Genomic DNA, 25,058 nt, shown 5'->3' with positions numbered 1-25,058 from the left:
GGCAGCGACACCGTCGCGTCCCGCCGGACATCCTAACCCGGCCACCGTCGGGGCTCTTGACTACGGTGTGCACCGTGGAGACCCGCGACGCACCGGCACCGCTCACCCGACCCCTGGCGTGGATGGGACTGCGCAAGTCCGCCATGGACCTGGCGGTCGAACCCCCGCTGTCCCCCATGGCGCCGGTCGACCTCGACGACGACGGCGCCGTCACCGACGTGCTCAACCTCGCCCTCGAGATCGGCGGGATCCTCCTATCCTCCGGTGAGGGTGCGGCGGACACCGTCGCCCAGGCCGAGTCCGTGGCGGCGGCGTTCGGCCTGCCGGGCGCGACCGTGGAGGTCACCTTCACGTCGCTGACCATCGGGGTCAACCGACGTCGCGGACGACCGCCGATCTCGGTCATCCGGGTGGTCAACTACCGCACCGTCGACATGACGCGGGTGACCCGCGTCTCCCGTCTCATCGACCTCATCGTGCGCCGCCAGCTCACCGTCGACCAGGCCGCCGCCGAGGTCGAGAGGATCGTGGCCTCCCCGCACCCGCACTCCTTCCGGGTCGCGGTCCTGGGGTGGGCGATGCTGGGGTGCGCGGTCGTCATCCAGCTCGGGGGCAGCCCGCTGGCCGGCCTCATCTCCATGGTCTCGACGTTCGCCCTAATGTACGCCAACCGCTACCTGGACCGTCACCGGCTGCCGACCTTCTTCCAGCAGGTCGTGGGCGGGTTCATCGCAGCCGCGTGGGCCCTCGCCGCGTACGTGGCCGTGAGCAACAACTTCATCGAGGTCCAACCGTCCCAGCTGGTCGCGGCCGGGATCATCGTGCTGCTCGCCGGGCTCACCCTCGTCGGCGCCATCGAGGACGCCATCACCGGGTTCCCCGTGACCTCCGCCGGGCGAGGGGTCGAGACGATGGTCATGACCGGCGGGGTCCTGGGCGGGATCACGATCGCGCTCGCGGTGTTCGAGCGGCTCGGTATGTCCCCTCCCCCGATCGACCCGGCCATCGCCGGCAACGCCGCGGTCCACATCGCGGTGTTCGCCGCGGGCGTGGGCGCCGCCGGGTTCGCCGTGGCGAGCTATGCGACGGTGCGCGCGACCTGGCTCGCCGCGGCCGTCGGCGCGATCGGGATGCTCATCTTCCAGGCGGTCATGGCCACCGGACTGGGAGTGGTGGTGGGGTCCGCCCTCGCAGCCTGCACGATGGGCCTGATCGGCGGCATCCTCGCCCGTATCGCCACCGTCCCGCCGCTGGTCGTGACCATCGCCGGCATCACGCCGTTCCTGCCGGGCCTGTCGGTGTACCGCGGCCTGTCGGCGCTGACGAGCGACCAGACGGGTATCGGTCTGGGCCTGATGTTCCAGGCGTTGGCGATCGCGGTGGCACTGGCCGCCGGGATCGTGTTCGGTGAGTGGGTGACCCGCAATCTGCGCCGGTCGGCGGCCGCGGACGGGTGACGTAGGATCGGCAGCGGACGATGTCGCCCGAACAGGGCGCGCGCCCCCCACCGATCACAGGAGGACTCCGATGGCATCCGCTGCCGCCAGCAAAGAACCCGAGCTCGACGACCTGGAGCCGGTCGCGGACGAGACCGCCGACATGGCCCGCAAGGTCGTGGCCTCGTACTCGGCCGACGCCGACGAGTGCCGGATGCTCCTCGACATGCTGGGGATCGGTCCGGAGCCGCAGGTGACGGCGGACGCCGAGTAACCAGACCACAGCGATCCACGCGAGGGGGCAACCGATGACGAGCGGTACCGGGCACACGTCCACCGGAGCAGGTGCCGACTTCGTCGTCGTCGCCAATCGTCTCCCCGTGGACCTCGTCATCGACCGGGACGGTACCGAACACTGGAAGGCCAGCCCCGGCGGTCTCGTGACGGCGCTGGAGTCCATCCTCAAGGCCAACGACGGCGCCTGGGTGGGGTGGCCCGGCGTCCCCGACGCCGCCCCCGAACCGTTCGACGCGGACGGCATCCGCCTCCACTCGGTCACCCTGTCCGCCCAGGACGTCGAGCTCTACTACGAGGGTTTCTCCAACGCCACCCTCTGGCCGTTGTTCCACGACGTGGTGGTGCCGGCCGAGTACCACCGCGAATGGTGGAACGCCTACCGCGAGATCAACACCCGTTTCGCCGAGGCCACCGCGGAGGCCGCCGCCGAGGGTGCCACCGTCTGGGTGCAGGACTACCAGTTGTTGCTGGTGCCCTGTCTGCTGCGCGAGCTGCGCCCCGACCTGACCATCGGGTTCTTCCTCCACATCCCGTTCCCGCCCGTCGAACTGTTCATGCAGCTACCGTGGCGCACCGAGCTGGTCGAGGGCATGCTCGGCGCCGACCTGGTGGGTTTCCACCTGCCCGGCGGGGCGGACAACTTCCGGATCCTCGCCAACCGCCTGCGCGGCTACCCGTCCGTCCGACTGCGCTCGACGCGGGGCCGCGCCTCCGAGATCCGGGTGGACGACCGCATGGTGCGTGTCGGCGCGTTCCCCATCTCCATCGACTCCGCGGCCGTGGACGCCACGGCCCGCACGCGCGAGACCCAGGACCGCGCCGCCCGCCTGCGCGAGGAGTTGGGTTCGCCGCGGGTCCTGCTGTTGGGCGTGGACCGTCTGGACTACACCAAGGGCATCGACGTCCGCCTGCGCGCGCTGGAGGAGCTGTTCGAGGAGGGGCGTCTGGAGCCCGCCGACGTGACCCTCCTCCAGCTGGCCACGCCGAGCCGCGAGCGGGTCGAGCAGTACCAGATCATGCGGTCGCGGATCGAGGAGTCGGTGGGCCGCATCAACGGCACGTTCGGCGAGATCGGGCACCCCGTGGTGACCTACATCCACCGGCCCGTCCCGAAGACGGAACTGGTGGCGTTCTACACCGCTGCCGACGTCATGCTGGTGACGCCCGTGCGGGACGGCATGAACCTGGTGGCCAAGGAATATGTGGCCTCGTGCACCGACGGCGACGGCGCCCTGGTGCTCAGCGAATTCGCCGGCGCCGCCGCGGAACTACGCCAGGCGTACCTGTGCAACCCGCACGATCTCGACGGGGTCAAGGACGCCATCATGGCCGCGGTCGACGACTCCCCCGAGGATCGGCGGCGCCGTATGCGGTCGCTGCGTCGTCAGGTGTTGGGCAACGACGTCCACGCGTGGGCCCGCCGGTTCTTCAACACACTCGACGCCACCTCGGACGACTAGGACCCCGTCCGCCCCGCGCGGCGCCCCATACCCGGGCGCCGGCCGGCGGTCAGAGCGCTTCCGGGTCAGAGCGCTTCCGGGTCAGAGCGAGTTGAGCTCGGCGAGCTTCCACGTCCCATCCTGGCGGACCATGTCCACGCTCAACCGTGAGGCCGAGCTGGCCGCCTCGGGTGCGTCCTTGGTGGAGACCATCCGGTTGAGCATGACCAGCACGGTGACGCGCTCGGCGTCCGTCACCTCCTGCGGCGCGGCGGCGGCGACGGTCGCGTAGACGGTGGCCTCCTGCTGCTTGGCGGCGGAGGAGACGGTCGGCATGGACTGTTCGACGAACTCCGACAGTGCCGGGTCGGCGAGCCGCTCCCGTACCGCTCCGAGGTCCGCGTCCACCGTCCGGTGGTCGTAGGTGAACATCTGGGTGGTGATCTCGCGAGCCGCGTCGGTGGCCGCCCGGGGCGCGGCCGCGATCTGTTCCTCGATCGCCGTCGCCTCGCGGGCCTCGACGTACTGCCACGTGGCCAGGCCGGTGACGACGACGAGGACCGCCGACACCAGCGCCAGGGCGGTGATCAGGGTGCGCCGACGGGCCGGGTCGATCGGTTCCCGGGACGCCGGCGACGGCGAGGGGGTCGAGGTGGCCGGCCGGGCGGTCGCGCCGCCGGCGGTGTCCTCGTCCGATCGTGGGTCGGCGGTCTCGGTGCGGGGCATGGCCTCCATGCCCTCGAACAGCCCACCGGCCCGTGCGGCCTCGAGGGCACGCTCGCGGGCGGCGTCGGCCTTGCGCTGGGCGCGGGCCGCGCGTTCGGCCTCGCGCTGGGCGCGACGGGTGGCGCGGATGTCGGAGTCGGGAGTGGTCATGGGATGAAGTTCACCCCCGTGACCTTCATCTCGCCGTCGTCGTGTCGGTTCACGGTCACGCGCACACGGTACTGGCGGTCCTGGTCCTCATCGGACTTCGGGTTGCCGATGGTCTGGTCGATCGCCATGATCACCTCGGCCCGGTCGGGGTAGGAGTGCTCGACGGCGGCGGCGGACACCACACCGTCGGCGACGACATTGGTGGTCTTGACGACGTCCTCGTACGAATCGCGGCGAGGCGCGAACTGCTCCGAGAAATCGCCGTCGATCAGGCCGACGATCTCGTCGACGTCCTCCGACAGCGTCTCCTGCCTGATGGTCATGAGCTTGGTCATCACAGTCGTCGCGAAGTCACGGTACGAGGCGTCCAGTTCGGCAGCGGAGGCCCGGTCGGCGCGCACGGAGGCCGCCGAGTTCCGCTCACCCAGCCACAGCGACGTCGCGACGACGGCGGCCACGAGGCAGACCGCCGCGACCACCGCGGTCACGGTGAGCCAGGGGCGCCCACGGTCGGCGGGGTTGTCGTCCGGCTGTGGCACTAGGTCACTCCGTTCGTGAGGATGTCGGCCAGGTCGGCGTCCGCCGAGAGTCGTCCGGCATCACCGAGATTGAGCTGACGATACGTCTTGCCGTCGGCGCCCAGGTATTCGCCCGTCGACGGGTCGTACATCGCGGCCGACGTGCGGATCTCCTGTTCACCGGTGTCGGACGACGGCACAACGTTCCACCCGTTCGGGTTGTTCCCGGGCGGACCGACCTCGCTCGTGTCCGGGGGGTTGATCCCCTCGGGCTGGTAGTCGTTCGCCGCGCACTCGGCGGGCGACGCCGCCCGCCGACCGGGATACTCCATGCACGGCAGGTTGCGGGCTCCACGGACGGTCGTCTGGGAGTCCTTGGGGACCTTGCAGTAGATGCCGTTCATCAGCGGGGGCACGGACAGGTCGGCGGGCGACCGCCGCTGGTCCGCCGGCAAGAAGCCGGTGGTGCACGGCGGGGTCTCGTTGATCTGGAGGTTGAAATCCACCTTGATCTCACCGGTGTCCTTGGCGCCGTTGATCGCGGTGATGAGCGAGGACACCAGGGCCGGGTAGATCACGAGCAACTGCTCGATGGAGCGGTTGTAGACCACGCCAACCTCGCCGACGCTCACCAGGTTGGCGACCAGCACCGGCATGGTCGGCTGCAGATCGTTGAGGACCCTGGTCGCCCGGGCCAGCGAGTCCGGGCCGCGCTGGATGATCGAGGTCAGCTGGGGCTCGTTGACCCGGAGCTGATCGGTCAGGTCTGCGAGGTTCCGGGTCCAGGCACGGATCGAGTCCGATGAGCGCAGCTGCGAGTCCAGGACCGGCTCGGCGTCGGCGATCAGCTGGCGGGTGGCCCCGGTGTTGCGCTGGGCCTCCTCAAGGAGGAGCTGCGCGGAGTCCAGGAACTGCTGGAGCTCCCGCTCGGAACCGTTGAACGCGTCGAACGACTCAGAGATGACGCGGCGCATCTTGCCGTCGTCGATCGACGCCATGAGCACCGTGGCCTGGTCCAGGACGGGGCCGATCCCCTGGGGCATGTCGACCCGGTCCTCGCCGAGCACGGTGCCGTCGGCCATCTCGCCGACGGGCTCGCCCTCAGGCACTAACTCGACGAACTGCTCTCCGACCGCGGAGACACTCCGGATCTGCGCACGCACGTTCTCGGGGACCTCCGCCCGCGTGTCGAAGTGCAGTTCGGCCACGACGTGACCGGGCTTGAGGGTGACCGCGTCGACCCTCCCGATCACATTGCCCAGGTAGGAGACGTTGGCGTTCTTGTAGAGCCCACCGGTGTCCGGCATCTGCAGTGCGACATCGGTGCGCTGCCAGCCGAACGCAGTCGGCAGCTTGAGGTACGAGACCGACATCACCGAGAGGGAGAGAACCGTCACCACGGCGAAGATGGTCAGCTGGATTCGCACGAACCGGGTCATCGGGGGGCCTCCTCGGTCGGGGCACCGGATTCCGGCTCAGGCGGCAGTTCGGCGAACGGCTCCTCGCCCGAGTGCTCCAGCCGCGGGATCTCAAGGGAGAACGGGTTCGCGCCGGCCAGCGGATTGGGCGCGAGGCCCACATAGCCCTCGAGGCCGGCCATACGGTTGCCGAACTCGGTGCCCAGGAGGAAGGTCTCCGACAGACGCGGCATCGTCGTGTCGGCGTGGATGTACAGGTTGGCGTAGTCGCCGCGGAGGAAGTTGTCGATGCCCGCCTGCGGGAACGGGAACGTGATGAGCACGCTCAGCGCCCGGGTCAGGTCGCGCCCGGCGTTGGCTAGCGAGTCGAGGACCGGCGTGATGTCGCGGAGGTTGTCCACCAGGTTCTGTCCACCACCGGCGTCGATCACCTGGTTGGCCTTGTTGCCGAAATCCCCGAGCGAGACCATTGCTGTGGTCAGCTCCTGCTTCTGGTCGTTGATCAGCGCGACGGCCTCGGGCATCTGACCCAGCGCCTTGGCCAGGGTGTCGTTCTGCTCGTTGATCTGCCGCGAGAGCCGGTCCAGACCGTCCATGGCCGCGATGATGTCGGCCCGCTGCTGGTCGAGACCACTGACGGTGGTCTCCAGCTGGGAGATGACCTCCTTGGCCTCGAACTGGCGACCGTCCAACGCGGTGTTGAGCTCGCGGGAGATGGTCTCGAACTGGGCCAGTCCGCCGTTGGTGAGGACCACCGACAGCGCCGACAGCGTCTGCTCGGTGGTCGGGTACACACCGGCGCGGGCCAACGGGATGACGTCCCCGTCGGAGAGCGAGCCCTCGGGTTCGCCGTCCGGGGGCGGGAAGATCTCGAGATGTTGCGACCCCAGGAGGCTGGTCTGCCCGATCTTCGCATGCGCGTTGGCCGGGAGCCGGACATCCTCGTTGAGCGAGACCGTGACGATCGCCGTGTAGTCCTCCACCTGCATGTCCGTGATCGATCCGACGTTGACGTCGTTCACTCGGACCGGGGAGTTGCGGGTGATGGTGGTGACGTTGGGCATCTCAAGGGTGATCTCGTACGCACCCTCGCCCCTGCCCTGCGCACCGGGTAGCGGCAGGGAGTTGAGACCCTCCCAGGTGCATCCGGCACCGGAGAGCAGCACGACGGCGCCGAGTGCACCTGCCGTCAGAATTCGGCCACTGGGTCGGTTGCGGAACATCTACGCATCTCCCGTCACGAGCAAGGTGTCGGTGAGGTTGTCGCCCTTGTTGACCACGTTGATCAGCGGGTCGGGCCGGTCGGAGACCGGCTGCACACCCGGTGGGGTCTGCGTCCCTGGCTTCTGCGAGTCCCAGATCTGTTGGGGCTCCGCGGTGGGCGTGATCGGCGGGGTGACCGCGCCGTATGGGTAGTTGGAGGCGAGCGAGTTGAACAGCGGGCCCATGTACTGGGCGCACAGCTGTGCGTCGGATTCGGCGGTGTTGTTGGCCAGGCCCGCGATCGCACCGCAGATGAAGTTGGTCGGGTTGGCCATCTGGTTCATGGTCAACACCCCGGTGAGGACGCCCTGGTACGGCCGGTAGATGTTGTAGAAGTTGGCCATGGCGGTGGGGCCCACGTGGAGCACTCCCTCCAGCTCGGCCCGCCGGTCGCGCACCACCTCGGTCGCCTGGCCGAGCTTGTCGACAGCAGTGGTCACGCGTTCCCCGTTGTTGTCAAGGAACCGGTTGATGTCGGTCACCGCCAGGTCGAGATCGCTCAGCGCCGCATCGATGTTGCCCGTCTGGTCTCCGAGCACCTGCGACACGCTGGCCAGCCTCCCCCCGAAGGACACGATCTGCTCCTCGCTCTGTGAGAGCGCGGTGACGAACAGTTGCAGGTTCTTGAGGGTGGTGAAGAGGTTCTCTCGCCCGTCCGAGAGCAGCGCCATGGTCTGCGAGACCTCGTTGAGGGCGTCGCGGACCTCCGCACCGTTGCCGTCGAGCATCGCGTCGGCCGAGTCGACGAACTCGCCGAGCGGGCCCGTCTCCTCGTCACCAACGGGACTGAGGGCGGTGGACAGCTTCATGAGCTGCTCCTTGACCCCGTCCCATTCCACCGGGATCGCGGTGCGCTCGACGGGGATCGTGCCGCCGTCCGGCATCTCCTGGCCGCCCGTGAAGGCGGGGGTGATCTGGATGAACCGCTCGGCCACGAGGGACTGTGCCACGAGCAACGCGGTGGCGTCGGCGGGGACCGGGACGTCCCGGTCGACCTTCATCGTGACCTTGGACCTGCCGTCCTCGGAGGTGATCTCGGAGATCCGTCCGACACGCACCCCGAGCACCCGGACGGTGTCGTCCTCGTAGACGCCCCGGGTGGATTCGAAGAAGGCGATGATCGTCTTGGTCCGGGTGGAGAAGAACCACACCGTGGCAATCACGAGGAGGACGACGACGACGAGGGCCACGACCTTGGACAGTGTGGACGAGAACAGTCGACTCATCGGGGCAACCTCTTCTCGCCCCAGCCGGGGTGCTCGTCCATCAGGGTCAGACCCGGTACGGCCGGCAGCGTCGGCTCGCGCACCAGTCCGGGCTCGGGCTGGACGCGGTCGTCGATGAGAGGCATGAGGTCGCGCAGGATGGTCTGCTGGTAATGACCGATCGACAGGTTGGACACGTAGGCGTTGAACCACGGTCCGGACGCCACGGCCTCGCTCAGCGCCGTGGAGAACGGCACGATCCGGCGCAGCCCCAGATCGATGTCCTCTTTGTTGCGGATCAACAGATCCGACACCTGCTCCAACTTGTCCAGGGCGGGTCCGAGCTGTGCCTCGTTGTCCTGGACCACCCCCGAGAGCTGCCGGGCGAGTTCGTCGATGTTGACAATCAACTCGCTGAGGGCCCTTCGCCGGAGGTCGAGCTGGGTGAACAGCACGTTGCCGTCCACCATGAGCTGGTTGATCTGGTCACTTCGCTGCCCGAGGATGTCGGTGGTCCCCGCGGCCTTGTCGAGGAGCTGCCGTACGCCCTCGTCACGCTCGTTGAGAGAGCGCGAGAGCCTGGTGATCCCGTCCAGCGCTCCCCTGATCTCAGGCGAGGACCCCTCCATGGTCTCGGCGAGCACGGTCAGCGCCTCGTCGACCTTGTCCGTGTTCATTGCCTCGACGGTGTTGCTGAGGTCGCCAAGCGCGGCGGTGAGCGAGTACGGGACCGAGGTCCGCTCGAGCGGGATGATGTTGGCGGGGAGCTCGCCCTGGCCGTCAGAGAAGACCCCGAGCGCACGCCGGCCGAGGATCGAGTCGGTCTTGATCTGGGCGGAGGTGTCCGCGCCGAGCGCGACGTCGGTGTCGATGTCGAAGCGGACCCTGACCCTGTCCCCGTCGAGCTCGATCTTCCGCACCGAACCGACCCTCATCCCGGCCACCTGCACCTCGTCACCGGTGTTGAGCCCGGCTGCGTCGGCCACGTACGCCGTGGCGTTCCGCAGCCCGTTGACGAAGGGGATCCGGTCGTAGTTCAGCGAGATCGCCATCAACGCCACGGCCCCCACGGCTCCCCAGACACCGATCGTCTTGGGGTCGCGGTCGCGGAACCGGAGCTGTCCTCGGGGCGCCTTCGGCGGGGTCCCGTCTATTGTGTCACTCATCGGGGAACGCACACCGTCCCGTCGTCTGCTCGTACTGGGGCAGGTACACGCCCCTGCCGGTCACGGGGTTGGTGACCTGCACGATCACACCGCAGAGATAGAACTGGAAGAAGCTGCCGTACACGCCCAAGCGCCCCATCTTCTCGAAGTCGGACGGGAGCCGGTTGATCACGTTCTCGACGAACGGCTCGTCCTCGTTGATGAGTGTCGCCACCCGGTCGATCTGGGCGACGTCCTCGCGCAGGGCCGGGCGGACGTCGGACAGGAGTGTGGTCATGTTGGCGCTGGCGTCGTTGAGGCGTTCGACGGACTCGCCTATCGGCTCGGAGTTCGCCGACAGACCAGAGACGAGCTGCTGGAGGTCGTCGACGATCGAATCGACGTTGGACTGGTTGTCCGCCACCGTGGTGAGCACCCCGTTGAGATTGGTGATGATGTCTCCGATGAGCTGGTCCCGATCAGCCAGTGTCTGAGTGAGGGACGACGTCGAGGCGAGCAGGTCCTGCACGGTTCCGGCCTCGCCCTGGAATACCTTGACGATCGATTCCGACAGCTGGTTCACCTGGCCGGGGTCGAGTGCCCTGAACAACGGACGGAGCCCGCCGAGCAACGCGTCGAGGTCCAGAGCCGGGGAGGTCTGCGAGATCGGCAGCGTCCCGCCCGCCTCGAGCGGAGACTGATCCCCCTCCCCCCGGTTGAGTTCCAGATAGCGGTCCCCGGTCAGGTTCTCGTACCGCACCATCGCCTCGGTGCTAGCGTGCACGACCTGGTTCCCGGCCACGGAGAACCGGACCGCGGCTGTGTTCCCGTCCGCCAGTGTGATCCGGTCGACGCGGCCCACCTCCACTCCCGCGATGCGCACCTTATCCCCAGACTCCAGCCCCGAGACGTCGGTGAACTCGGCATTGTACTTCTCGGACGCGCCGGAGCGGTACTCGCTGAAGACCATGACCAGACCGGCCAGGACCAGCACCATCACCGTGGTGAAGATCGCCAGCTTGATCAGGGTGAGACGGGCGTTTCGCGCTGCCGAGCGCCCGGCGGTCACGGGGCCTCCCCGTCCATGCCGAGCATGACCTGCAGCAGCGTCGGGGGCGCGGGACGACCAGGCTCGGTGGGCCGCAACGGGCCGAACAGCGGGGCGGGGCGAGTGGTGAACACGTCGGGCATGCCCTCCACGGGGTTCGAGCCGGTGTCGGTGACGACGAACGGGGCGTGGACCTCCGGGTCCGGGAACGGGAGGCCGTAACAGTTGGGTCCGGTGCTGGCGTTGACCTTCGGCAGGTCCTTGGGGTACTCGTACGCTCGCGCCCCCTGCTGCCACCCCGACTTGAATACCAGGCCGGGCTGGTCCTCGCCGCCGAAGGCTGACTTGGCGCCCTCGACGCCCTGGTTCAGGCCCACGATCAGACAGGTGAGCATGGGGTGGTACTCCGCCAGCAGGCTGGTCGAGGCACGCAGGTCCGAGAGCGTCTTGACGAGTTCGTTGCCGTTCTCGGACAGCAGGCGCTTGCCGGTCTCGCCCGTGCCGATCGCAGAGACCAGCAATTGTTCGAACCGCGCCTGGTTGTTGACGACGTTGGCGCCGACATCGGTGCCGGAGTCGAGCAGGCGCATGATGTCGGGGGTGACGTCGGCGTAGAGGTTGGCCACCCGCGACCCCTTGGCCAGGTCCCTCTGGAGGGTGTCGATCTGCGGGTTGATCTCTTGCAGGTAGTCGCCCAAGTCGGTGATCGTGCGCCCCACCTGTTCACCGCGCCCGTCGACCGCCCCGGAGACCGCGCCGAGGGTGGCGTTGAGCTTCTCCGGCTCGATCGCGATGAGCAGGTCGGTCAGGTCCTGGAACAGTGTGTTGACCTCGGCGGTGACATTGGACGCCTCGACGACGGTGCCCGCGGCCAGCGGCGTCGGGTCCGGCCGCATCGGGGACTCGAAGTCGACGGACTTCGCACCGAACACTGTGTTGGATCCGATCGTCACCGGGGAGTTGGCGGGGATGGCCTCCAGCGCCGCGGGATCGACCTCGATCTCGATCGTCGCCCCGCCGAACTCTTGGCGGATGTCCTTGACGTTGCCGATCTCCACACCGCGGGCGCGCACCTTGGCGTCGGCCTCCATGACCAGACCGGCGCGATCACTGCGGACGGTCAACGGCACCCGGCTGTCGAAGACCCTCGCGAACATCAGGAGGGAGAGCGCGATCACCACGACGATGAAGAGCGCCAGCACCGTCGCCGCGATGCGCTTGGGCACCGTATCGCTCTGACTCACAGTTCTCGCCACGTCCGCCTCCTATCCTGACAGGTTGAAGTTGCCGTCTCCGCCGTAGATCGCGAGGGAGAAGAGAAGGGTTACGGTCACCACCGCGATGAGCGAGGTGCGGACGGCGTTGCCCACGGCCGAGCCGACGCCGGCGGGACCGCCGGCGGCGTTGTAGCCGTAGTAGGTGTGGATGAGCATGATCGTGATGGCCATCGCGATGGCCTGAACGAAGGACCACAGGATGTCCGTGGGGATGAGGAACGTCGAGAAGTAGTGGTCATAGACGCCGCCGGACTGACCATAGATCTGCACGGTCGCGAACCGGCTCGCCAGGAACGAGGCGATGACGGCGAGCGAGTACAACGGCACCACGGCGATCATCCCGGCGACGATCCGGGTGGAGACCAGGTAGGTGATCGAGTCGATCGCCATGACCTCCAGCGCGTCGATCTCCTCGGACACCCGCATCGCCCCGAGCTGGGCCGTCGCGCCGGCACCGATGGTGGCGGCCAACCCGATGCCAGCGATCACGGGTGCGGCGATGCGGACGTTGATGAACGCCGCGAAGAAGCCGGTGAGCGCTTCGACCCCGACGTCGGTGAGCGAGGAGAAGCCCTGGACCGCGATCACGCCGCCGGTGGCGAGGGTGAGGAACCCGACGATCACCACTGTGCCGCCGATCATCGCCAGCGCACCCGTTCCCATGGCGATCTCGGCGATGAGCCGCAGTGTCTCCTTCGGGTACTGGGTGAGCGCCCGCGGCGTGGCCAGCAGTGCTCGCCAAAAGAACAGGGCGATGCCGCCGAAGTCGTCGGCCCTGCCGACGGTGTGGTGCCGGGCCCGCGCGAGATGCGGGAACCGGGTGGTCTCGATGACGGCCACCTCACGCCCCCAGGACCTTGACGCCGACCGCCGTGAGCACGGTGTTGACGACGAACAGGGCCATAAAGGCGAAGACGACGGTCTCGTTCACAGCGCTGCCCACCTCTTTCGGCCCGCCCCGGACGTAGAGGCCCTTGTAGCAGGCCACGAGCCCGGCCAGCATGCCGAACATGCCGGCCTTGATCTGCGCCAGGATGAGCTCACCCAGGCCCGTGAGCAGGGTGATCCCGTCTACGAAGGCGCCCGGGTTGACGCCCTGCAGAAGAACCGAGAAGAGGAAACCGCCGAGGATGCCGATCGTGCACACCAGGCCGTTGAGCAGCAGCGCCACGAAGGTGGACGCGGCGACCCGGGGAACGACCAGGCGCTTGACCGGGTCGATCCCGAGGACCTCCATCGCGTCGATCTCTTCGCGGATGGTGCGGGCCCCGAGGTCCGCGCAGATGGCGGTGGCCCCGGCCCCCGCCACGATGAGGACCGTGACCATGGGGCCGACCTGGGTGACGGCGCCGAGCGCGGCCCCCGCCCCCGACAGATCGGCCGCACCGATCTCGCGGAGCAGGATGTTGAGCGTGAAGCTCACCAGGACGGTGAACGGGATCGCCACCAGGATGGTGGCCATCATGGAGACCCTGGCGATGAACCAGGACTGTTCGACGAACTCCCGGCCCTGCCGCACGATCGACGGGAAGGACACGAACGTGTCGAGACTCATGGCGACGAAATCGCCGACTCCCTTAAGCGGCGCATCGAGAACTCTCGCCATATCGCCCCCCTCCTGTCTTCCTTCATCCCCCGGTCACACCAAACTGAACAAGTGACCGGTTCATCGTGACCCAGATTACATAGTAGCTAGAACACGTTCTATCTGACAAGGGCTTCCCCATCCCCCCGACCGGTGCCCCTGCCAGCTCGCGTCGGGGGAATCCAACACGCCCGACACACCAATAAGTCGTCCCCGGCGCGATCGACGTCGATCACGCCGGGGACGGGCCCGCCACTCAGAGCTTCATGATCTCCGCAGCGGAGAAGGACTTGCCCTCCGGGCGTCCTGACCAGTGCCCGGAGATCGCATCCGCGAACTCGCGACGGTCCCATACGCCACCCTCCGCGTCGAACCTCTTCTCCACGACGGGCGCCTCCACGAGCGCCACCATCCCGCCGTATACCACGAACAGCTGACCGGTGACGTGCGCAGCAGCGGGCGAGGCCAGGTAGGACACGAGGTCCGCGACCCGGTCCGGCGAGAGCGGATCCGGCCCCTCGGAGGAGTCCCAGGGCTCGAAGACCGCCTCCGTCATCCCGGTGCGACCGCGAGGGGCGATAGCATTGGCGGTGCAGCCGATGCGCTCCAGCACCCGCGACGCGGACAGCGTCAGCGCGGTGATCGCGGCCTTGGCCGCGCCGTAGTTGGCCTGGCCGGGCGGGCCGAAGAGCCCCGCCTCCGACGAGGTGTTGATGAGCCGGCCGTAGACCGGCCCCCCGGACTTCTTGCTCTCCGCGCGCCAGTGGGCGGCCGCATTGCGGGTGAGCAGGAAGTGACCGCGCAGATGCACCTTCACGACCGCGTCGAAATCCTCGTCGGAGAGGTTGAACAGCATCTTGTCGCGCGTGATCCCGGCATTGTTGACCACCACGTGCAGCCCGCCGAGTCTGAGTGCCTCGGCCACCATGGCGTCCGCGGTCTCCCGCTCGGAGACATCGCCCACGACGAGTGCCGCCTTGGCTCCGGCCGCCTCGATGTCCGCGATCACCGCATCTGCTGCTTCACCGGCGCGGATGTCGTTGATGACCACCGCGGCCGCGCCCGACCTGGCGAGCTCGACCGCCTCGGCCGCGCCGAGACCCGAGCCGGACCCGGTGACCACGGCGACGCGCCCGTCGAGTGAGAGGTCCGCGTCGAGATTCTCCCGACCCATCCCCGCGGTCACTCCGCGGCCTTCAGCGCGGCCATCGGGCACTTCTCCACAGCCTTGAGTGCGCGCTTCTGCAGGTCCTCGGGGACCTCGTCGACGATCACACGCACGACCTCGTCGTCGTCGTTCAGCTCGAAGACCTTCGGCGCCAGGCCGACGCACACGGCCTGCCCCTCGCAGCGGTCGGGATCGACTTCAATCCTCATGCCGTCCTCCTCGGTCGCACCCACGGCCACCATGGCCGCGAGATGGTTGGATACTATGTGAGACACGACACTAGAACGTGTTCCACTCACCGATGAGCTTAGGGCATATGGACATCACCTACACCACCGACCAGGAACGTCTGCGCGGGGAGTTGCGCGAGTATTTCTCGGCACTGATGACCCCTGAACGACGCGAGGCCTTCACCTCCACCACCGGCGAGTACGGGCACGGCGACGCGTACCGCGAGATCGTCGCGGAGATGGGCCGAGACGGCTGGCTGACACTGGGGTGGCCCGAAGAATTCGGCGGGAAGAACCGGCCGATGATCGAGCAGTTGATCTTCACCGACGAGGCCGCGATCGCCGGCGTCCCGGTGCCGTTCCTCACCATCAACTCCGTGGCGCCCACCATCATGGCGTTCGGCTCCGACGAGCAGAAGAACTACTTCCTGCCCCGGATCAGCCGCGGTGAGCTGCACTTCGGCATCGGCTACTCCGAGCCGGACTCCGGCACCGACCTCGCGTCGCTCCGCACGCGGGCGGTCCGCGAGCCCGGGACCGGTGAGCACGAGGGCGGCGAGGTCTACCGGATCAACGGTCAGAAGATGTGGACGTCGCTGGTGGCGTACGCCGACTGGATCTGGCTGGCCGCGCGCACCGATCCGGACGCCAAGCGCCACAAGGGCATCTCCATGATCATGGTGCCCACCGACGCCGAAGGCTTCTCGTGGACCCCGGTCCACACGATGGCCGGCCCGGACACCAGTGCCACCTATTACCAGGACGTGGTGGTCCCGGCGAGCAACCTCGTGGGCCCCGAGCACGGCGGCTGGCCGCTCATGACCAACCAGCTCAACCACGAGCGCGTCGCCCTGACCTCGGCGGGGCCGCTGCAGGCCTCACTGCGGCAGGTCGTGCAGTGGGCGCGCACCACCCGCTCGGCGGACGTCGGCATGCCCGGGGACGGCACCGTCATGGACAACGAGTGGGTGCGGACCCACCTGGCCCGCGTCCACGCGATGGCCGAGTACCTGGCCCTGCGCAACTGGGAGATCGTCTCCGCGGACACCGCCGCGCCCACCCGCATCGCCGCGTCGGCGACCAAGGTGTACGGGACCGAGACGGCGTGCGAGGCCTACCGGTTGCTCATGGAGGTCCTCGGATCGAGCGGCTACCAGCGCTCCCACTCCCCGACCGCCGCCCTGCACGGGCGCATCGAGCGCCTCCACCGATCGGCGCTCATCCTCACCTTCGGGGGCGGCACCAACGAGGTGCAGCGCGACATCATCGCCACCGCCGGATTGGGGCTGCCCCCGGCGCCACGTGTCGCCCCCGCGCCGTCCGCCAGCACCGCCCGGAAGGAGCGCTGACATGGATTTCTCCGTCGACGACACCACCGCGGAGCTGACCGCCCTCGTCCGTGACATGGGCGAGCGTCTGGTCACCGACGACTCCCTGCGAGAACTCGACGCCCGGTTCGGCCCCGGCACCGAGTCCGGCGGAACCGACCGCGACACCGCCCGGTTCCACGCCCGATACTGGGAGGAACTGGTCCGGGCCGGCGTCCCGGCCGCCCTCGCCCCGGAGTCGCTCGGCGGCGCCGGGCTGGGGGTGATCGGCGAGGCCCTGGTCCTACGCGAGTTGGGCCGGGTCGTCGCCCCGGTTCCCCTGTCCCCCGCGATACGCGCGGCCCACCTGCTCGAGGCGACCGGGCAGACCGACCGCGCCACCGCCGTGGCGGAGGGGCGCGAGATCGCCGCTGTCGCCGACGGCTGGTCCGGCTCCGCACCGGAGGTGGACTGGGCGCCGATCGCCGATGTGATCGTCCGGTCTTCGGCCGACGGCCTACACGTGACGGACGGCGCGGCGGTCACCGTGGAACGCACGGTCCCCGTCGACTACTCGTGCAGCGGGCTCGTCACCGGTGACCCCGGCGACGCCACCGCGCTCGCCGCCGGGGCGCTCGAGTTCGATGCCCTGCGCCGCCGCGTCCACCTTGCCGCCCACCAGTGGGGCGTGATCGAGGCCGCGCTCGAGCGCACCGCCGCGTACGCGAGCACCCGCCACCAGTTCGGTCGCCCCATCGGCACGTTCCAGGCCGTCGCCGCCCGCCTGGCGGACGGGTCCATCGACGTCGACGCCGTCCGGTTGAGCACCCTGCGCGCCGCCTACGAACTCGACGCCTGTAGCGGCGACCCCGGACCGACCGCACACGCGGCGGTGGCCTCCGCCCACTTCTGGGCCTGCGACGCCGGCCACCGCCTCGCCCACACCGCCGTGCACGTCCACGGCGGCGTCGGGCTGGACCGCTCCGAGCCCGCCCACCGCTACTTCCTCGCCGCGAAGGCCGACGAGTTCCGCCTCGGCGGCGCCACCCGGCAACTGCTCGACCTGGGCGACGTGCTGGCCACCGCAGGCGACCCCTGGGAGTACTCGGCGTGAGCGGCGCGGTGAAGACGATCGCGGACGTCGCCGCCCAGCCGTTCACCTCCGTCGCCGACGCGGTGCACGCCCTGTCCGCCGTCGGCGACCGCGGAATCTGGTCCGACGGCCGGCTCACGCCCTGGTCGGAGGCCGTCGGCGCGGTGGCCGTGCGGATCGCGGCGCTTCGGGAACTGATGACCTCGTCGTCGCCGCCTTCGTCGTCGTCACCATCGTCGTCGTCACCGTCACGCCCGCACATCGGCCTCCTCCTGGCCGGCACACCCGAGTACCTCCACCTGCTCGGCGCGGCGGCATGTTCGGAGCTCGTCGTGGCCGGGCTCAACCCCACGCGACGCGGCGAGGCTCTGATCCGCGACGCGGCCCTCGCCGACTGCACGCTCATCCTCACGGACACCGACAACGCCGCACTGCTCGACGGGCTCGACCCCGGCGTGCCCGTGGTCTCCGTCGACTCCCCCGAGTGGACCGCACTGCTCGACCGGCACGCCGGCGCGCCGCTCCCCGAGGTGGCGGACGTGCCCGTCGGCCCCGACGACCTCGTCGCCCTGGTGTTCACCTCGGGCACGAGCGGCGACCCCAAGGCCGTCCGGATCACGCAGAGCAAGATCTCCGTGCCCGGCCGCATGCTCGCCGAGAGGTTCGGGATCGGTTCGGACGACTGCGTGTACAGCGCGATGCCACTGTTCCACTCCAACGCCGTGATGGTGGCGTGGCCGATCGCCCTGTACTCCGGATGCTCGATCGCACTGCGGCGTCGCTTCTCCGCCTCCAACTGGCTCGACGACGTCCGGCGACACGGATGCACCTTCGCCAACTACGTCGGCGCACCACTGTCCTACATCCTGGCCACCCCCGAGCGACCCGACGACGCCGACAACCCGATGCGCGTGGTCTACGGCAACGAGGCGCCCGCCGACGTGCGTCGCGAGTTCGCCCGGCGCTTCGGCGTCACCGTGGTGGACGGGTTCGGTTCCAGCGAGGGCGGCATCTCCGTCACCCGTACGCCCGGGACCCCCGACGCCGCGCTCGGTCCACTGCCGGACGGGGTGCGGATCGTCGACCCGGAGTCCGGGGACGAGCGCCCCCGCGCCCGCTTCGACGACGCCGGTGTCCTGCTCAATGCCGACGAGTCCGTGGGTGAGATGGTCGCCGACGGGCCGGGCCTGTTCGCCGGGTACTACGGCGACCCCGCCGCCGACGCCGAGAGGATGCGCGGCGGCCGATTCCACTCCGGTGACCTCGCGTACGTCGACGACGACGGATGGGTCTACTTCGCGGGCCGGTCCGGTGGCTGGATGCGCGTGGACGGGGAGAACCTGGCGGCGGCACCGATCGAACGCGTACTGCGCCGTCACCCCGATGTGGCCGAGGTCGGCGTGTACGCCGTGCCGGCGGAGACGGTGCGCGGCCCGGCCGTGATCGGCGACGCCGTCGCCGCGGCCGTGGTGCCACGCGAGGGTGCAGACGCCTCGGCCCTGGCCGACGGATTCGGCGATTTCCTCGCCGCCCAACCCGACCTCGGGCCCAAGCAGTGGCCGTCGCTGCTCCGGATGACCGCCGCGCTACCACGGACGGCCAGCTTCAAGTTCCGGGCCCGCGACCTCAGCTCGCTGGGCGCCGAATCGGCCGGGGACAGGGTCTGGGTCCGCGCCGACGGTGCGGGGGCCTTCACCCCCGGGTGAGGTCGTCGGTAGGTTTGGCGTGTGGACCACGCCGTGAACCCCGACCTGCAGCATCCCGCCGGCGACGGCATCAACGCCGATGCCGTCGCCGCCGACGACGACTTCGGTATCTCCGCGCCCGTCCCGCCCAAACCGCTGCTGCGGGGGTGGATTCACGCCGGCACCCTACCCGTCGCGATCGCGCTGGGCGTCGTGCTCACCGTGCTCGCCGAGGGGACCGCGCTGACCTGGGCCTGCGCCGTGTTCCTGGCGACCTCGACCCTGCTGTTCGGGATCTCGGCCCTGTACCACCGGGTGAACTGGGGGCCACGCGCCGCGGCCCTGATGCGCCGGCTCGACCACTCCAACATCTTCCTGCTCATCGCCGGGACGTACACCCCCATGACGGTGGCGGCACTGGAGCCCCCGACCACACAGATCCTGTTGACGCTCGTGTGGTCGGGGGCTCTGCTGGGGATCCTGTTCCGCCTGTTCTGGTTGTCGGCGCCGCGCTGGCTGTACGTCGTCCTCTACATCGGCCTCGGCTGGACCGCGGTGTGGTTCGCCGGCGACCTCATCACCGCCAACCTCGCCGCCGTCATCCTGGTGATGGTCGGTGGCGTCGCCTACACCGGCGGCGCGGTCGTCTACGGCCTCAAGCGACCCGACCCGGCACCCGGCGTCTTCGGCTTCCACGAGGTGTTCCACACGTGCACCGTGATCGCGTTCGCCTGCCACTGGGCCGCGATGCTGCTGTTCGTCCTGACCAGCTGATGACCTGCTGACGACCTGACGGCCGAGAATCCGCTATCCCGATTCCGGATCCGCTACCCGAATTGGGCTGGCGGATCCGGAATCGGAGTAGCGGATCTGGCCGATGACGGCGAGACGGGCCCGTCCGCTCAGGCCAGGGTCGCGCGCAGCCGCTCGACGGCGGCCTCGTACTCGGCGACGATCTGCGCCATCGTCTCGGCCACGGGCACCACACCCTCGAGGGAGCCGATGATCTGGCCGGCGGGCATGGCGACGACCTCGGGATCCTGCGCCTCGGAGATCCGCTGGTGGGCCTCCGCGACGAGGATGTTCTGCAGCGGCATGGGCAGCGGGTCCGGCGCGTCGGCGGCGGCCCACGCCTCGGTCCACTTGCTCTTGAGCAGCCGCGTGGGCTTGCCCGAGTAGATGCGCGTGCGGACGGTGTCGCGGCTGGTCGCGGCCACGAGCGCCTTCTGCATGGCCTGCGACCCGCCGTCCTCGGCGTACTCGGCGGCCGTGAGCCAGCGCGATCCCATCCAGGCGCCCTGCGCGCCCATCCCGATCACGGACGCGACCTGGGTCCCGTCGCCGATGCCACCGGCGGCCAGCACCGGGGCCCGGCCGTCGAGGGCCTTGACGATCTCGGGGACCAGCACCATCGTCGCGACGTCGCCGGTGTGACCTCCCGCCTCGCCGCCCTGGGCGATCACGATGTCCACGCCGTTGTCGACGTGGGCCAGGGCGTGCTTGGTGGCGCCGGCGAGAGCGGCGACCTTCATCCCGTTCTCGTGGGCGAGGTCGATGATGTGCTTCGGCGGCGAGCCCAGGGCGTTGGCGATGAGCACCGGCCGGTGCTTGAGAGACATCTCCACGTGCGACTGGGCGACCGAGTGGAGCCACCCGATGACCCCTGCGTTGTGCTCGGCGTCATCGCCGAGCGGCGGGACGCCGAGGTCGTCGAGGACCCGGGAGACGAACGACTTGTGCTCCTCGGGGATCATCGCGGCGATGTCCTCCGGGCTCCCCTCGGTGGGGACCTTGTTGGGCATGACGATGTCCACCCCGTAGGGCTTGCCGTCGGTGTTCTCGTCCATCCAGGTGAGGACCTCGTCGAGTTCCGCGGCATCGTTGTACCGCACACACCCGAGCACGCCCATGCCGCCGGCACGGGTCACGGCGGCCGCGACGGCCTTGGACGGGGTGAACGCGAAGACCGGGTACTCGATCCCGAACTCCTCCGTGAGGGAAGTGCGAATGCTCACTTGCTGATCTCCTGGCTGTCGTCTGCGGGGCGGGACGCGGCGATGTCCGCGGCCCACCGGTAGTCGGGCTTGCCCGCGGGATTGCGCTTGACCGAGTTCTCGACCCAGACCGCGCGCGGGCACTTGTAGCGGGCGATCTCCGTGCGCGCGTGCTCGTTGATCTCCTCGATGGGCGGGCACTTGCCGTCCCGGGTGTGCAGCACGGCGGCGACCTTCTGCCCCATCCGCTCGTCGGGGACGCCGATCACCAGCGCGTCGAACACGTCGGGGTGCGTCTTGAGGGCCGCCTCGACCTCCTCCGGGTGCACCTTCTCGCCGCCGGTGTTGATGGACACCGAGCCGCGGCCGAGCATCGTGACGGTGCCGTCGGACTCGACCCGGGCGTCGTCGCCGGGGATGGAGTAGCGCTTGCCGTTGTACGTCTTGAAGGTCGCCGCGGTCTTGGCCTCGTCCTTGTAGTACCCCAGCGGGATGTGACCGGTCCGGGCCACCTTGCCGATGACATCCGATCCGGGTCGGATCTCGTTGCCGTCGTCGTCGAGGACCGTGGTCTCGCCGTCGATCTTCACGCGCGGACCGCCGGTGTGGGTCTTCCCCTTCTCCGCCAGTGCGATGCCCGAGAAACCCGTCTCCGACGAACCGATGGAGTCCGAGATCATCGCGTTGGGGAAGGCCTCGATGAACTGGTCCTTGACCGAGGGCGAGAAGAGGGCAGCCGAGGACCCGATGTAGAAGAGCGACGAGGGGTCGTACTTCTCCGCGTCCCAGGCCTCGATCATCGGTCGCGCCATCGCGTCACCGGTGATGAACATCAGGTTGATCTTGCGGTCGGTGACCGTCTGCCAGACCGTCTCCGCGTCGAATTCCGGGATGAGCACACTCGTGTGACCGGCGAACAGGGCCATGAGGATCGCCCACTGGGCTCCGCCGTGGATGAGCGGCGGTAGCGCGGCCCGGACCAGCACCCCGCCGTCGACAGCCTTGTTCGCCAACTCCCACTCGTCGGCGACCCGCTCCCCCGTGAGGAAGTCGATGCCACCGCCCAGGACCATGAACACGTCCTCTTGGCGCCACATGACGCCCTTGGGCGAGCCCGTGGTGCCACCCGTGTACAGCATGTAGATGTCGTCGTTCGAGCGCTCGCCGAAGTCCCGCTCCGGGGACTGCGCCGCCAGGGCGTCCTCGTAGTGCGCCACGGAGACGCTCTCGGGGACCACCGGGTCCGGTCCGTCGGTCCCGTCCTCGAACACCAGGCAGTGCCGGACCCCCGGGGTCCTGGGCAGGGCCTCGGCCAGGGTCTGCGAGTACCGCCGCTCGTGGATCACCGCGACGGCGTCGGAGTTGTCCAGCAGGTACTCCAGCTCGGCCGGGACGTAGCGGAAATTCACGTTGACCATGACCGCGCGGATCTTGAAGATCGCCACCATGGCCTCGACGGCCTCGATAGTGTTGCGGCTGTACACCGCGACCTTGTCGTCGGGCCCCACCCCCACCGACTGCAGGTGGTGGGCGAGTCGGTTGGCACGGTCCTCGAACTCCCGGAAGCTGAGCTCACGATCACCCTGGACGAGCACGAGCCGGCCGGGGACACGGTCCACGCTGTGTTCTACGAGATCTCCGATGGTGTACGCCATGCCCCCAAACTAGAACGTGTTACCTTCCCGTGGTGTGGGTTACATCGAACCAGGCATAAAGAAATCCTCCAGGAGGCCGAAGATGACCAGCGCCGCAACCCCCGAGGACCAGCACCTGCTCACCGAGCGGCGGGGGCACGTCCTGATCGTCACCATGAACCGCCCCGAAGCCCGGAACGCCCTGTCCGGGCCGATGATGCGGGGCATGGAGGCCGCCTGGGACCTGGTGGACTCCGACCCCGACATCCGGGCGTGCATCCTCACGGGCGCGGGCGGGTTCTTCTGCGCGGGCGCCGACCTCAAGGCCATGAACTCCGACGCCCCGGGGGACAAGTTCGCCGGCGGCGGCTGGGATCTCACGACGCTCCCGGCCCTGCTCAAGGGCCGTCGACTGAGCAAGCCGCTCATCGCCGCGGTCGAGGGGCCGGCCATCGCGGGCGGGACCGAGATCCTGCAGGGCACCGACATCCGCGTCGCCGGACGGTCCGCGAAGTTCGGTGTCTCCGAGGCGCGGTGGGGCCTGTACCCGCTCGGCGGTTCGGCGGTCCGGCTCGTGCGCCAGATCCCGTACACCGTCGCGATGGAGGTCCTCATGACGGGCCGCCACCTCACCGCCGAGGAGGCCGAGCGGTTCGGGCTCATCGGCCACGTCGTCGACGACGGATCGGCCCTCGACAAGGCCCTGGAGATCGCCGACCTCATCTCCGCGAACGGTCCGCTGGCGGTCCGGGGGATGATCGAGACCATCCGTCGCACCGAGGGCATGCACGAGGAGGAGGCCTTCCGCGTCGACGCCGAGGTGGGCGGGCGGGTCTTCGCCTCCGCCGATGCGAAGGAGGGCCCGCGGGCCTTCGCCGAGAAGCGCACGCCCGAGTTCCGGGGAGAGTGACCGGTCCGGCTGCGGGCCTCACGGCAGGCCCGCAGCCGGGCGACGACTACAGCTTGAGCCGTGTCCGTACCTGCATCGCCCTCAGGTATCCCGAGGCCATCCGCTGCTTGTCCTTGGTGAACGGCGGCACCATCATCTCCGAGACGTTGTAGGCGAACGAGTGGTGCGCCACCGCCCGCTCGTGGGTGAACGTCCGGAAGCCGTAGTGGCCGTGGTACCCGCCCATCCCCGAGTTGCCGACGCCGCCGAACGGGATGGTGGACGAGGCCATGCCGATCCCGAAGTCGTTGCCGTAGATGTTGCCGGAGCGGGTGCGGTCGGCGACGGTCTCGAAGCGGTCGTTTCGGTCCCCGTACCAGTACAGGACGAGCGGGCTGGGCCGGTCGTTGACGTAGCGGATCGCCTCGTCGAGGCCCCTGTAGCCGAATACCGTGAGGACGGGGCCGAACACCTCCTCGGAGTCGATCTCCATGTCCGGGGTCACGCCGGTGAGCAGGGTGGGCGCGATCTTGCGGCCGACCGGGTCGGGCAGCCGTTCGCCGGCCGGCGCGGCGTCGCGTTTGTCGGCGCCCTTCCCCACGGCGTCGTCGATCAGGCCGACGATCCGCTCGTAGTTCGAGGTGTTGACGGTCGCCGTGTACTCGGGGTTGCCGACGATCGCGGGCAGGCTGGTGCGCCACTGGTCGAGCACGGTGTCGCAGAACGCGTCCAGTCGGTCCTCGGGGACGAACACGTAATCCGGGCACATGCACACCTGACCGCCGTTGACGAGGCGGGAGGACGCGATGCTGCGCGCAGCCCGATCGATGTCGGCGCTGGTGTCGACTAGGACCGGGTTCTTGCCGCCCAGTTCGAGGGTGACGGGGGTGAGGTTCTCCGCGGCGTCCTTGGCGACGGACTTGCCGACCCCGGGCGAGCCGGTGAAGAACAGGTGGTCGAAGGGCAGGACCGAGAAGTCCGAACCACGGCCGTGTTCGGGTCCGGCGATCGCGAGTTCGTCGACGGCGAAATACTCCGGTGCCAGCCGGCACAGGGCCTCGGTGGTGTGCGCGGTGACCGAGGACGGCCGGATCATCACCCGGTTGCCGGCGCCGAGGGCGGAACCGGCGGGCACGATCGTGAGGTACAGCGGGAAGTTCCACGGTCCGATGATGCCGACGACCCCCTTGGGGTCGTGTCGGACCTGTTGGGTGAAGCCCACCGCCTCCAGGGCTCGGGACACGCGCGTGGGGCGCATCCACTTCTTGATGTTGCCGCGCTGGTGGTCCAGGTCGGGGATGGAGGAGGCGATGTCGGTGAGGGTGGAGAAGGTCTCCGGCCGGGAGCCGTAGTCCTCGCGCATCGCCTCGGTGAGGTCGGCGGCGTTGTCCAGGACGAGGCGTTTGAGGCGCAGGATCCGGTCCCGGCGGATCTTCACGCCCGGCTGGGGATCGGCGAGGAACGCCTGTTGTTGCCGCTCGAGGATCTGCGCGAGCGTGAGATCGCGCGCGGTGGGGGTTCTGGTCATGCGTCCAGGGTAGAACGCGTTCT

The 25,058-nt window shown here is 69.1% G+C and carries 23 protein-coding genes; 8 read left to right on the top strand and 15 right to left on the bottom strand.

Annotation, left to right across the window (positions count from 1 at the left end):
- Window positions 1-74 precede the first annotated feature (74 nt).
- The 3 genes from NR111_RS04810 (at window position 75) to NR111_RS04800 (ending at window position 3,193) form a co-directional block, all read left to right on the top strand.
- The gene (locus NR111_RS04810) at window positions 75-1,457 is read left to right on the top strand and encodes a threonine/serine exporter ThrE family protein (protein WP_256820103.1); all 1,383 of its coding nucleotides are present in this window, start codon (window positions 75-77) and stop codon (window positions 1,455-1,457) included.
- A gap of 70 nt (window positions 1,458-1,527) precedes the next feature.
- A complete protein-coding gene (locus tag NR111_RS04805; protein ID WP_067711921.1) occupies window positions 1,528-1,710 on the top strand; it encodes a hypothetical protein in 183 nt (60 codons plus the stop codon).
- A 34-nt stretch (window positions 1,711-1,744) separates the two neighbouring features.
- A complete protein-coding gene (locus NR111_RS04800; RefSeq protein WP_256820102.1) occupies window positions 1,745-3,193 on the top strand; it encodes a trehalose-6-phosphate synthase in 1,449 nt (482 codons plus the stop codon).
- 81 nt (window positions 3,194-3,274) lie between these two features.
- On the opposite strand, the gene NR111_RS04795 is transcribed toward NR111_RS04800, so the two are convergent.
- The 12 genes from NR111_RS04795 to NR111_RS04740 all read right to left on the bottom strand — a co-directional run bounded on the left by NR111_RS04795 (window position 3,275) and on the right by NR111_RS04740 (window position 14,884).
- A complete protein-coding gene (locus NR111_RS04795; protein ID WP_256820101.1) occupies window positions 3,275-4,048 on the bottom strand; it encodes a hypothetical protein in 774 nt (257 codons plus the stop codon).
- The gene (locus tag NR111_RS04790; RefSeq protein ID WP_256820100.1) at window positions 4,045-4,587 is read right to left on the bottom strand and encodes a hypothetical protein; all 543 of its coding nucleotides are present in this window, start codon (window positions 4,585-4,587) and stop codon (window positions 4,045-4,047) included. The genes NR111_RS04795 and NR111_RS04790 overlap by 4 nt, the downstream gene beginning before the upstream one ends.
- Window positions 4,587-6,005 carry an MCE family protein gene (locus NR111_RS04785; RefSeq protein WP_067711912.1) on the bottom strand — a complete coding sequence of 473 codons (1,419 nt, stop codon included), beginning with the start codon at window positions 6,003-6,005 and terminating at the stop codon, window positions 4,587-4,589. The genes NR111_RS04790 and NR111_RS04785 overlap by 1 nt, the downstream gene beginning before the upstream one ends.
- Window positions 6,002-7,207 carry an MCE family protein gene (locus NR111_RS04780; protein WP_067711909.1) on the bottom strand — a complete coding sequence of 402 codons (1,206 nt, stop codon included), beginning with the start codon at window positions 7,205-7,207 and terminating at the stop codon, window positions 6,002-6,004. The genes NR111_RS04785 and NR111_RS04780 overlap by 4 nt, the downstream gene beginning before the upstream one ends.
- The gene (locus tag NR111_RS04775) at window positions 7,208-8,473 is read right to left on the bottom strand and encodes an MCE family protein (RefSeq protein WP_256820099.1); all 1,266 of its coding nucleotides are present in this window, start codon (window positions 8,471-8,473) and stop codon (window positions 7,208-7,210) included. It abuts the gene before it with no gap.
- Window positions 8,470-9,618, bottom strand: coding sequence for an MCE family protein (locus tag NR111_RS04770; RefSeq protein ID WP_256820098.1), 1,149 nt, complete (start codon window positions 9,616-9,618; stop codon window positions 8,470-8,472). The genes NR111_RS04775 and NR111_RS04770 overlap by 4 nt, the downstream gene beginning before the upstream one ends.
- A complete protein-coding gene (locus NR111_RS04765; RefSeq protein WP_256820097.1) occupies window positions 9,611-10,666 on the bottom strand; it encodes an MCE family protein in 1,056 nt (351 codons plus the stop codon). The genes NR111_RS04770 and NR111_RS04765 overlap by 8 nt, the downstream gene beginning before the upstream one ends.
- Window positions 10,663-11,901 carry an MCE family protein gene (locus NR111_RS04760; protein WP_256820096.1) on the bottom strand — a complete coding sequence of 413 codons (1,239 nt, stop codon included), beginning with the start codon at window positions 11,899-11,901 and terminating at the stop codon, window positions 10,663-10,665. The genes NR111_RS04765 and NR111_RS04760 overlap by 4 nt, the downstream gene beginning before the upstream one ends.
- A gap of 9 nt (window positions 11,902-11,910) precedes the next feature.
- Entirely contained in the window at window positions 11,911-12,762 is an 852-nt protein-coding gene (locus NR111_RS04755) for an ABC transporter permease (RefSeq protein ID WP_256820095.1), read from the bottom strand.
- Between the two features lies 1 nt (window position 12,763).
- Window positions 12,764-13,528 carry an ABC transporter permease gene (locus NR111_RS04750; protein ID WP_067711895.1) on the bottom strand — a complete coding sequence of 255 codons (765 nt, stop codon included), beginning with the start codon at window positions 13,526-13,528 and terminating at the stop codon, window positions 12,764-12,766.
- Between the two features lie 235 nt (window positions 13,529-13,763).
- Window positions 13,764-14,681 (bottom strand): 3-oxoacyl-ACP reductase, encoded by a 918-nt coding sequence (locus tag NR111_RS04745; protein ID WP_163375507.1) that lies wholly within the window; start codon window positions 14,679-14,681, stop codon window positions 13,764-13,766.
- A gap of 8 nt (window positions 14,682-14,689) precedes the next feature.
- Window positions 14,690-14,884, bottom strand: a complete 195-nt coding sequence (locus NR111_RS04740; protein ID WP_067712138.1) for a ferredoxin — start codon at window positions 14,882-14,884, stop codon at window positions 14,690-14,692.
- A 107-nt stretch (window positions 14,885-14,991) separates the two neighbouring features.
- Between NR111_RS04740 and NR111_RS04735 the strand changes: the two genes are divergently transcribed.
- From NR111_RS04735 to NR111_RS04720, 4 genes are read left to right on the top strand one after another with little or no spacing between them, the layout of a single operon-like run.
- Complete coding sequence (locus NR111_RS04735; RefSeq protein ID WP_096906017.1) at window positions 14,992-16,254, top strand: acyl-CoA dehydrogenase family protein; 1,263 nt, start codon at window positions 14,992-14,994, stop codon at window positions 16,252-16,254.
- Between the two features lies 1 nt (window position 16,255).
- Window positions 16,256-17,326: an acyl-CoA dehydrogenase family protein gene (locus NR111_RS04730; protein ID WP_256820094.1), complete on the top strand. Its 1,071-nt coding sequence runs from the start codon at window positions 16,256-16,258 to the stop codon at window positions 17,324-17,326.
- Window positions 17,323-19,011 carry an AMP-binding protein gene (locus NR111_RS04725; RefSeq protein WP_256820093.1) on the top strand — a complete coding sequence of 563 codons (1,689 nt, stop codon included), beginning with the start codon at window positions 17,323-17,325 and terminating at the stop codon, window positions 19,009-19,011. Before NR111_RS04730 ends, NR111_RS04725 begins: the two co-directional genes overlap by 4 nt.
- A 21-nt stretch (window positions 19,012-19,032) precedes the next feature.
- A complete protein-coding gene (locus NR111_RS04720; protein WP_181694273.1) occupies window positions 19,033-19,764 on the top strand; it encodes a hemolysin III family protein in 732 nt (243 codons plus the stop codon).
- A 128-nt stretch (window positions 19,765-19,892) separates the two neighbouring features.
- Here the strand turns inward: NR111_RS04720 and NR111_RS04715 are convergent, their stop codons facing one another.
- Both NR111_RS04715 and NR111_RS04710 read right to left on the bottom strand, forming a co-directional pair.
- Window positions 19,893-20,999, bottom strand: coding sequence for a nitronate monooxygenase family protein (locus NR111_RS04715; RefSeq protein WP_256820140.1), 1,107 nt, complete (start codon window positions 20,997-20,999; stop codon window positions 19,893-19,895).
- 2 nt (window positions 21,000-21,001) lie between these two features.
- Entirely contained in the window at window positions 21,002-22,639 is a 1,638-nt protein-coding gene (locus tag NR111_RS04710; RefSeq protein WP_256820092.1) for an acyl-CoA synthetase, read from the bottom strand.
- Between the two features lie 82 nt (window positions 22,640-22,721).
- Between NR111_RS04710 and NR111_RS04705 the strand changes: the two genes are divergently transcribed.
- A complete protein-coding gene (locus tag NR111_RS04705; RefSeq protein ID WP_067711883.1) occupies window positions 22,722-23,528 on the top strand; it encodes a crotonase/enoyl-CoA hydratase family protein in 807 nt (268 codons plus the stop codon).
- 46 nt (window positions 23,529-23,574) lie between these two features.
- On the opposite strand, the gene NR111_RS04700 is transcribed toward NR111_RS04705, so the two are convergent.
- Complete coding sequence (locus tag NR111_RS04700; RefSeq protein WP_096906023.1) at window positions 23,575-25,035, bottom strand: aldehyde dehydrogenase family protein; 1,461 nt, start codon at window positions 25,033-25,035, stop codon at window positions 23,575-23,577.
- Between the last annotated feature and the right edge of the window lie 23 nt (window positions 25,036-25,058).

Source organism: Dietzia sp. Die43 (assembly GCF_024519835.1).
In the GTDB taxonomy this organism is placed as follows: domain Bacteria; phylum Actinomycetota; class Actinomycetes; order Mycobacteriales; family Mycobacteriaceae; genus Dietzia; species Dietzia kunjamensis.
Note: the sequence above shows the minus strand (reverse complement) of the source record. Positions and strands in the feature narration are given on the sequence as shown.

Coding starts and splice junctions, on each gene's coding strand:
- NR111_RS04805 (WP_067711921.1), top strand. CDS start 1,528: ATGGCATCCGCTGCCGCCAGCAAAGAACCCGAGCTCGACGACCTGGAG.
- NR111_RS04800 (WP_256820102.1), top strand. CDS start 1,745: ATGACGAGCGGTACCGGGCACACGTCCACCGGAGCAGGTGCCGACTTC.
- NR111_RS04795 (WP_256820101.1), bottom strand. CDS start 4,048: ATGACCACTCCCGACTCCGACATCCGCGCCACCCGTCGCGCCCAGCGC.
- NR111_RS04785 (WP_067711912.1), bottom strand. CDS start 6,005: ATGACCCGGTTCGTGCGAATCCAGCTGACCATCTTCGCCGTGGTGACG.
- NR111_RS04780 (WP_067711909.1), bottom strand. CDS start 7,207: ATGTTCCGCAACCGACCCAGTGGCCGAATTCTGACGGCAGGTGCACTC.
- NR111_RS04775 (WP_256820099.1), bottom strand. CDS start 8,473: ATGAGTCGACTGTTCTCGTCCACACTGTCCAAGGTCGTGGCCCTCGTC.
- NR111_RS04770 (WP_256820098.1), bottom strand. CDS start 9,618: ATGAGTGACACAATAGACGGGACCCCGCCGAAGGCGCCCCGAGGACAG.
- NR111_RS04750 (WP_067711895.1), bottom strand. CDS start 13,528: ATGGCGAGAGTTCTCGATGCGCCGCTTAAGGGAGTCGGCGATTTCGTC.
- NR111_RS04745 (WP_163375507.1), bottom strand. CDS start 14,681: ATGGGTCGGGAGAATCTCGACGCGGACCTCTCACTCGACGGGCGCGTC.
- NR111_RS04740 (WP_067712138.1), bottom strand. CDS start 14,884: ATGAGGATTGAAGTCGATCCCGACCGCTGCGAGGGGCAGGCCGTGTGC.
- NR111_RS04735 (WP_096906017.1), top strand. CDS start 14,992: ATGGACATCACCTACACCACCGACCAGGAACGTCTGCGCGGGGAGTTG.
- NR111_RS04730 (WP_256820094.1), top strand. CDS start 16,256: ATGGATTTCTCCGTCGACGACACCACCGCGGAGCTGACCGCCCTCGTC.
- NR111_RS04710 (WP_256820092.1), bottom strand. CDS start 22,639: ATGGCGTACACCATCGGAGATCTCGTAGAACACAGCGTGGACCGTGTC.
- NR111_RS04705 (WP_067711883.1), top strand. CDS start 22,722: ATGACCAGCGCCGCAACCCCCGAGGACCAGCACCTGCTCACCGAGCGG.
- NR111_RS04700 (WP_096906023.1), bottom strand. CDS start 25,035: ATGACCAGAACCCCCACCGCGCGCGATCTCACGCTCGCGCAGATCCTC.